The sequence below is a fragment of the Moorena sp. SIO4E2 genome (genome assembly GCF_010671945.1).
Classification (GTDB): Bacteria; Cyanobacteriota; Cyanobacteriia; order Cyanobacteriales; family Coleofasciculaceae; genus Moorena; species Moorena producens.
On the sequence record NZ_JAAHIE010000351.1, the window covers coordinates 1 to 8,040 of the forward strand.

The window sequence follows — 8,040 nt, forward strand, 5'->3', positions numbered from 1 at the left end:
CGGGGCGGCCTATTCTAATACTGGCTACGAAGTGGAAAATTAGGGCAAGCCCGCCCCTAACACACCCTACGCACTAAATTAATTCTAAATTCTAAATTCTAAATTCTTCATTCTAAATTCTTCATTCTAAATTCTTCATTCTTCATTTCAGATGTTTTTGCCAGGCCAATCGTGCTGCTCCCACCATCCCCGCTCGATTACCTAATTCTGCTTTAAGTAACTCTAAACCAGTACGGGAGGAAGGCAAAACTCGTTGCTCTATTTCTGCTAGAGTTGTTGGCAAGAAAAATTCGGCACTAGCACTGATGCCACCACCAATGATAATGGCTTCTGGTGTCAGTGGATAAATAAAACTAGTTAGCCCAATCCCTAATAAGCGTCCGTAATCTGCCCAAAATTCTAAAGCTTCCTGGTTTCCTTGCTGGGCTAATTTACCAAGTTCTGCTGGTTCTTTGCCACTGTTGCCTCGGATTGCCCTAATGGAAAGGTATTGCTCTAGAGAACCCCGATTACCAGTATTAGACTCGGGACCATCGGGATATAGATTAATTAACCCCAACTCCCCAGCAGACCCGAGATGACCTGTGAAGAGTTGACCATCGAAAATTATTGCCCCTCCTACTCCTGTGCCTAGGGTGAGTAGAATCAAATTCCTAAACCGACGACCAGCCCCTAACCAAGCTTCTCCTAAACCAGCACAGTTAGCATCATTAGCAACAACTGTGGGATAACCGACTTTGGCTTCTAACTCATCGGCTAGGGGAACATCGTGCCAATCCGTTAGGTTAATGGCAACCTTAGCAATTCTACCAGCAACATCGGCAGGGCCAGGACATCCAAGCCCGATACCAATCACGTCTTCCCTGGTATCGAGACGAGAGATTGCTGCTACTATTGCTTCGATCACCGCTGTCGGTGTTGCAGGTTGGGGTGTATCTACTGTTAGAGACTCCAGTTCGGTTCCATCTTCACGGAAGCGTCCCAACTTAATCGCAGTGCCACCTAAATCAATGCCTATGGCTTGGGTCATTAGTTTTGAGTCATTTGTCCTGAGTCATTTTAAGGCAAAAGGCAAAAGGCAAAAGGCAAAATGCAAGAGGGTTTTATAAAATTTCAATGTTTCTGACGAAATCGGGGATTAATCAACTCACTTAATCCTTCTCCTACTAAGGACAATCCTACCACCATCAGTGTCATGGCTAAACCAGGGAAAAGCGCTGTCCACCAAATGCCAGTTGGTAAGGCATCGAGGGCTTGACGTAAGTCATGACCCCACTCTGGGGTTTGTTCTGGCAATCCTAATCCTAAAAATCCCAGTCCTCCCAAGATTAAAATGGCATCAGCGGCGTTGAGGGTAAATAGAACTGGTACACTTTGAATCACATTGAGAAATAGGTAGCGCGATAATATCCTACCAGGGGAAGCTCCCAGGGCTTGAGCGGCTTCGATGAACAATTCAGTTTTGACGCTAGTGGTGTGATTCCGGACTACCCGATAGTATTGGGGGACATAGGAAATACTTAATGCGATCGCAGCATTGAAGACTCCTCTACCGACTACAAAGGCCAGAGTCACCGATAGCAGTAGTCCTGGCAAGGTATAGATCGTATCCATTAAAAACAGTAATACCCGATCCAGTTTGCCACCGAGATAACCACTGATTAACCCCAAAGGGACACCAATGATCAGGCTGAGGGTGGTGGCGAGAACGACTACTTTTAGAGCAGCTTGAGAGCCAAACCAGGTGCGAGAGAAGACATCATAACCCTGGCGAGAGGTACCAAACCAGTGATTCCAGCTCGGTGGTTCATGAATGGGATTACTGAGGGACTGGGTAGGGTCTTGTAGCCATCCCCAAGCTTGAAAAGTGGGAGCGAAAATGGCTACTACGATAAAGCACCCAGTAATCACTAGTCCCGCTACCATTAGTTTGATGGATAGACTAGGCCCTCTAGTAAAAGACAAAAAGCTGGGGAATGATTGTTTGGTTGAGGTCATCCTTCATCCTTGATAGTCATAGCATTTATGTAAGCTATCAGCTATCAGCTATCAGCTATCAGCTATCAGCTATCAGCTATCAGCTAATGCACTACGCGCACGCTACACCGAACAGCTATCAGCTTTGGGCCTGTAGTCACGCTACAGCGAACAGTTTATGCCCATAACGCATGCTATACCGAACAGCTTTTGAATAAAATAAGCTGACGGCTGACAGCTGAAAGCTTACGCATTTATCATACTGATCAGATAAACAATCTTGTCTACCTTTTGCCTTTTGCCTTTTGCCTTTTGCCTTTTGCCTATCTATTAAACAGTAGTTGGTAAATGGCGTTCAATGGCTTGACGATACTGACTCTTTTGCTTAATTCCTTTAAATTCCTCTAGGAACTCTTTGTCTTTAAATAACTGTACCGTAGGTGTTCCAACCACTTGAGCATTTTCAGCTATTTCTCTGTCTTGGTCAATATCGATCTCGACAAAGTGAATTTTGCCATTATACTCATCTACTACTTTATCCAGCATGGGCTTGAGAACCTTACAAGGACCACAACTAGGGGAAATATACTTGACCATGATTATGCGATCGCTTTCATGGAACAGTTTACGCAAGGCATAGCCCCCCAGATGGCGTGTTTCCTTGATATCAAAGGTTTCCGCCGTCTCAGCTATTGGTTTTTCTTCCGTTTCTTCAGGTTTTTCAGCCGTTGGCTGTTCTGATGCCGGTTGTTGATGATACTCATGAGTTAGGTTATTGGCAGATAGCCAGCGTTCTGCTAACATAGCCCCCATACAACCTGTCCCAGCCGCAGTGATGGCTTGACGGAACTCATGGTCTTGGACATCACCAACCGCATAGACTCCCTCTACACTGGTTTCCACCGAGCCGGATTTAGTGACAATGTAACCCACCTGATCTAACTCCAGTTGTCCTCTAAACAAGGACGTGTTAGGAGTGTGACCAATAGCGTAAAACATTCCCCGAACTGAAATATCCTTTTGTTCACCAGTTTGAGTATCCTGGACTCTTACCCCAGTCATCGAACCATTTTCTCCAAACACATCCACTGGCTGAGTATTCCAGTGAATAGTAATTTTGGGATTATTCAACACCCGGTCTTGCATGGTTTTACTAGCTCGCATCTCATCCCGACGTACTAGCATATGAACATGGGAGCCATACTTGGTCAAATATACAGCTTCCTCTGCCGCTGAGTCACCCGCCCCGACTACCGCCACTTCCTGACCACTGAAAAGGGGAGATGCACCATCACAGATGGCACAAGCTGAGATACCATTACTCCAGTACTGAGCTTCGCTGGGTAAATGCAACCGTTTCGCTGTTGCTCCGGTAGCAATCACAATACTATGGGTTTTTACTTCCCGTTCCTCAGAGCGCACAATGAAGGGACGCTGACTTAAATCTACAAAGATCACATCTTCGGTATAGCATTCCGTTCCCCAGCGTTCTGCTTGAGCCTTCATCCGTTCCATTAATTGAGGTCCGGTGATTCCCTCTGGGAAGCCAGGGAAGTTTTCTACTTCTGTGGTAGTCATCAGCTGTCCACCAGGGATTCCCCCAGCTTGGAAGCCTTCAAACATTAAGGGTTTCAGGTTAGCTCGTGCGCCATAAATCGCTGCTGTGTAACCGGCAGGACCAGAACCGATGATGACAAGATTTTCTACAGGGGAGTTGGACATTAAAGCAAACTCATAACGACTACGCTTTTATTATAAATTATTATACCATATACAACTTAGCTAATGCTGTCATACATTTAAATTGTGAATAGGGGCGCTTTGGAGGTAAGAATTCAGCTGACGGCTGACGGCTGACGGCTGACGGCTGGCTGCTGAAAAGCGTACAATCTGACTTGCTCAAAACAGAGGTAAATTAAAACTCATCCCTGTACCGAAAACTGTCCCATCAAAATTAATTCTGGAGTTGGACGACGAACCAAAGCTTTGTCCACCATACAAATAAATTTGACTATTGCTAGAAATCTTATAACTGACACGACCAATTAACTGATGATAGTCATCATACCGTTCCCTTTCGGTATAATCAGATAAGGCAATTTGGTAATTAATAGCTGCTTTAAATCGGGGGTAGGGGTAATAGGCTAAAGATGCTCTGAAAACATTACTAATCTTAGATCGTGTGTCTGGATCAGCAAAACGTAGGTTTAACTTATAGGACGTATCTAAGGCTAAGTGCTTTGCTAACCAATCCCGTCGGCTGAGTCTAAGATACAGAGAATTATAATGAGCGAAGCGATCGCCTCCCTCTTGCTTGAATAACTGTTGATTGCTCCATCCTAACTCCCCATAGGTTCTTTTCAATAGCTGCTGACGAACTCCCAGCTTAACTTTCAGTTGATTATAATCAAGTTGGGATCTATCTCCATAACGCACTACATTACCACTTACTGACGTTATGAGCTTAGTGTCAGGTCCGAGGGATGGTAGAGCTAATAGGGTTAGTCCTGGTTTCAACAAACCATCATCAACTGGATCGACTCCAGCGAAAATATTATCGCTTCTGAAATAACTGACTCTACCCTGTAAATATACTGTAGGTTTACGGGGAGTCGGTGGTTTTTCTTGGAGCCGCAAACGCAGCACCCCCAGTTCCGGGTCTCGATCATTAGCTTTGGAATCTGAGTTTGAACGATTATCTCCAGAAGCAGGTTTACCTTGAGATATCTGTGACCTGTCAACTACCTCAGTTGAGCTAGAACCCGATGAGTGCTCACTAACAACAAAGGAAGATAATAGTTCTCCACCACTCCCGATTTTAACCTGAGATAACTTAGGAGTACAATGCTGTTTTAGCTGATTAGTATTAGCTTGGTTTTCTGTACCACTAAACACTAAACTGACTGCTGACTGATGGGAAATACTGTCTATAGGGTGACATCCAGACCAAGCGGGTTTACTGATTGTCAGTGTACTTAATAAAATTAGATGTCCCAAAGTTGCTAAATAGTTTTTTTTAATCTGGTGCTGGGGAGCCTTAATATCATCATATTCGTCGTGAATATTTTTATTTTTTAAAACCATATTTAATTAACAAAATATCATTAATTTACTAAAACTTTATTTAGGGTTATAAACGCTAAATTATCTGTAGCTTAAATTAAACTTCAAACCTCACGTTTGAAGAATCATTGTTATAGAATAGTCATTGCTAAGCTTTGAGGCATCTAATTGATAGATTGAATCGGCAAGGGGGCAGAGCCACCGAGAATGATGGGAAAGGGGTTTGGTGTTTTTACCTAGACTAAACAATAGACAAGTTAAATGGGCAACAGCTTACCAAAATTGCTCAATGTAGGTAGAGGATTTTTCTCCCAGCTAATAATTACTAACTACCAGCGGTGTTTTCAGGATTGACCAATCGGTATTTCAGATTACTCTGAAGAAAAAATATCCTGATTTGAATTAGAGCCTACAGAATCTCGTATAGGAGAGTTTTGTACCTACTTTTCGAGAAGGCAACGCCAAAGCCCCGTAAGCTATCAGCTAATGCGCTACCTCCCAGCGTCGAAGCCTGTGCCACGCACGCTACTTGAGGTTCTTATCGGGAAAGTCCCAGCGTCGAAAACGCGACTGCATCAAGAAAATAGCTAAGCATTCGTTTAATTTCTGTTAAATCAGCTGATGGCTGATAGCTGAATGCTGACCTCTCAACTACCTGAAAATACTGACCTTTGAGCTATTGGAGTTGCCCCGTGTTTCGCAAGACAGTCCTAGTACTTTCCATCTCTCTATGGAGCGTTAATTCACTAATTTTTTCTAAACCAGTCAGTGCCGAAATTCCTTTAACTCGTGCTGTGGTAGAGAAGCTACGTAACCGAGTGCGATTGATTCCTCAAAATCAGTCAGCTCGACCAGCCCGTCCATCTGATGCCATGACTATAGGAGATGCACTGGTAACAGCTCGCTCCTCCATGGCTCAACTGCGCTTCAATGATGGTTCCCTAGCCCGACAAGGAGAGTTAGCTGTCTTTCGATTTATACCTAGAAGTCGTACCTTTGAGCTATCCAATGGCACACTGCTGCTATTAATTCCTCCAGATCGGGGTAAAACTCGAGTGCGTACACCCAATGCTGTAGCTGGGATTAGGGGGTCAGCTCTGTTCATGCGATATATCACTGACACCAATACAACAATTGTCGGAGCTCTGACCAATAGCGGTATTGTGGTCTATAATCGCACTCGTTCTCAAGGTCGGGAATTAAAAGCTGGGCAGATCGTGGTCATAACCGAGGATCGAATTGAGCAGGTTTATGAATTTGACCTCAGAGAGTTTTATGAAACCAGTGAATTAGTCAAGGGGCTGAATTTGACCCAGACAGAACCGGCGGATAGTCCAGATCAAGCTTTGGATTTAGTGCGAGGGGAAATTGCAGATGCTCTAGAGGCGCAAGATCCTATTATGGGCAACAACATAATAGTTAATCCTACTTTCATTCGTCTTCGGGGGAGTGAATCGGACGAGTTTCCCAGTGCTGATTTTACTGTGATTGATCCTGGTGTTGATGTCTTCGATCAAGATGTGGGTTCTGAGAATTCCAATGCTGATATCACTGATCAGGTTAACCAGTTAGATATTAGGTCTACCTTAGAAACCGGTGAGTTTCTTAACACTGAGCAGGATGATGAAACTGTTGAACTGGATCCCGAAGACGTTGACAAACCACTAGAGCCGGAACCGGAACCGGAACCGGAGCCCGAACCGGAGCCGGAACCGGAGCCGGAACCGGAGCCGGAACCTGAGCCCGAACCGGAACCGGAGCCCGAACCGGAACCGGAGCCCGAACCGGAGCCCGAACCGGAACCGGAGCCGGAGCCGGAACCTGAGCCGGAACCTGAGCCTGAGCCTGAGCCGGAACCTGAGCCTGAGCCGGAACCTGAGCCGGAACCTGAACCCGAGCCGGAACCTGAACCTGAGCCTGAGCCGGAACCTGAGCCTGAGCCGGAACCTGAGCCGGAACCTGAGCCTGAGCCGGAACCTGAGCCTGAGCCGGAACCGGAGCCGGAACCGGAGCCGGAACCTGAACCTGAACCCGAGCCTGAACCTGAACCTGAGCCGGAACCGGAGCCGGAACCTGAGCCGGAACCTGAGCCTGAGCCGGAACCTGAGCCAGAACCCGAACCCGAGCCGGAAACGGAAATTCCTGTTCAGCTACCGGATCAAGGTCAAGGAGTAGAGGATGACTTCCCTGGTCAAGGTCAAGGAGTAGAGGATGGCTTTCCTGGTCAAGGTCAAGGAGTAGAGGATGGCTTTCCTGGTCAAGGTCAAGGAGTAGAGGATGGCTTTCCTGGTTGAGGAAATCCCTGAGCTTATGAGGTTAGTTGTGGTGGTTGAATTTCTTCAATAAAAGCCGTCTTAGTCATTGGTTTTTTGTCAGCAACAGAGTGGTCTGATTATCAATCAGAGCAGGTTTACCATCACTGGTATGGGTGCTAAATGACTCAAAATAGCGACGAACTGGGGTAGGAAACTCAGGAAAGTTGAATACAGCATCACCATCAGCAATATGAGCCCAGAAGTAGCGTAGACTGGGAGCAAGTTTCTGGGCATCTGAATCGGGTAAATTTAAGGGGGGAGAAGTCAGGAGTTTCACCATGAATGGATAAGAGCGATCGCTCATCCATTCTCTAGATATTTGGGTTAGGTTTTCCCAACCAGGGACTGATTCCACTCGATGAGATTCAATTTGCAACCATCTTTTGCCCTGATTATCGGTACACAACTGCAATATCCGGTAGGGGTGAGGATAGCTAACTAATGAACCTGTTGTGATTTCGTAGACTCCCTCTTGATAGGCGATATCCTGTACATGCAAGTGACCTGTAAATAGTAGATTGACCCCAGCAGTTTTGAGAATATTGTGTAATACTGGAGCATTTTCCAAGATATACCGATGTCCCAAGGGATGGTTAGCTTGATCCGGCAAATGCTCGATGACATTGTGATGCACCATCACCAGCACCAATTTATCCTGGCACTGGGGAAGCACTTGCTCAAGCCA

7 protein-coding genes are annotated in these 8,040 nt (G+C 45.7%); 2 read left to right on the plus strand and 5 right to left on the minus strand.

What is annotated here, in order from left to right; translation table 11 throughout:
* Positions 1 to 142: 142 nt before the first annotated feature.
* Positions 143 to 1,030, minus strand: coding sequence for an ROK family protein (locus tag F6K37_RS26805; RefSeq protein ID WP_008186567.1), 888 nt, complete (start codon positions 1,028 to 1,030; stop codon positions 143 to 145).
* An 83-nt stretch (positions 1,031 to 1,113) separates the two neighbouring features.
* Positions 1,114 to 1,998, minus strand: a complete 885-nt coding sequence (locus F6K37_RS26810) for an ABC transporter permease (protein ID WP_287253399.1) — start codon at positions 1,996 to 1,998, stop codon at positions 1,114 to 1,116.
* Here F6K37_RS26810 and F6K37_RS26815 point away from each other — a divergent pair.
* On the plus strand, positions 1,977 to 2,165 hold the full coding sequence (locus tag F6K37_RS26815) for a hypothetical protein (RefSeq protein ID WP_287253401.1): 189 nt from the start codon (positions 1,977 to 1,979) through the stop codon (positions 2,163 to 2,165). The genes F6K37_RS26810 and F6K37_RS26815 overlap by 22 nt on opposite strands.
* Before the next feature lie 142 nt (positions 2,166 to 2,307).
* Here F6K37_RS26815 and trxB read toward each other — a convergent pair whose 3' ends face one another.
* Entirely contained in the window at positions 2,308 to 3,699 is a 1,392-nt protein-coding gene (gene trxB, locus F6K37_RS26820; protein ID WP_287253404.1) for a thioredoxin-disulfide reductase, read from the minus strand.
* A gap of 177 nt (positions 3,700 to 3,876) precedes the next feature.
* Positions 3,877 to 5,061: a hypothetical protein gene (locus F6K37_RS26825; protein WP_287253406.1), complete on the minus strand. Its 1,185-nt coding sequence runs from the start codon at positions 5,059 to 5,061 to the stop codon at positions 3,877 to 3,879.
* Positions 5,062 to 5,732: 671 nt separating this feature from the next.
* Between F6K37_RS26825 and F6K37_RS26830 the strand changes: the two genes are divergently transcribed.
* On the plus strand, positions 5,733 to 7,334 hold the full coding sequence (locus F6K37_RS26830; protein WP_287253409.1) for a FecR domain-containing protein: 1,602 nt from the start codon (positions 5,733 to 5,735) through the stop codon (positions 7,332 to 7,334).
* 64 nt (positions 7,335 to 7,398) lie between these two features.
* Here F6K37_RS26830 and F6K37_RS26835 read toward each other — a convergent pair.
* Positions 7,399 to 8,040 (minus strand): metallophosphoesterase family protein (locus F6K37_RS26835; RefSeq protein ID WP_502887779.1); only part of this gene is annotated, 642 nt, incomplete at its 5' end.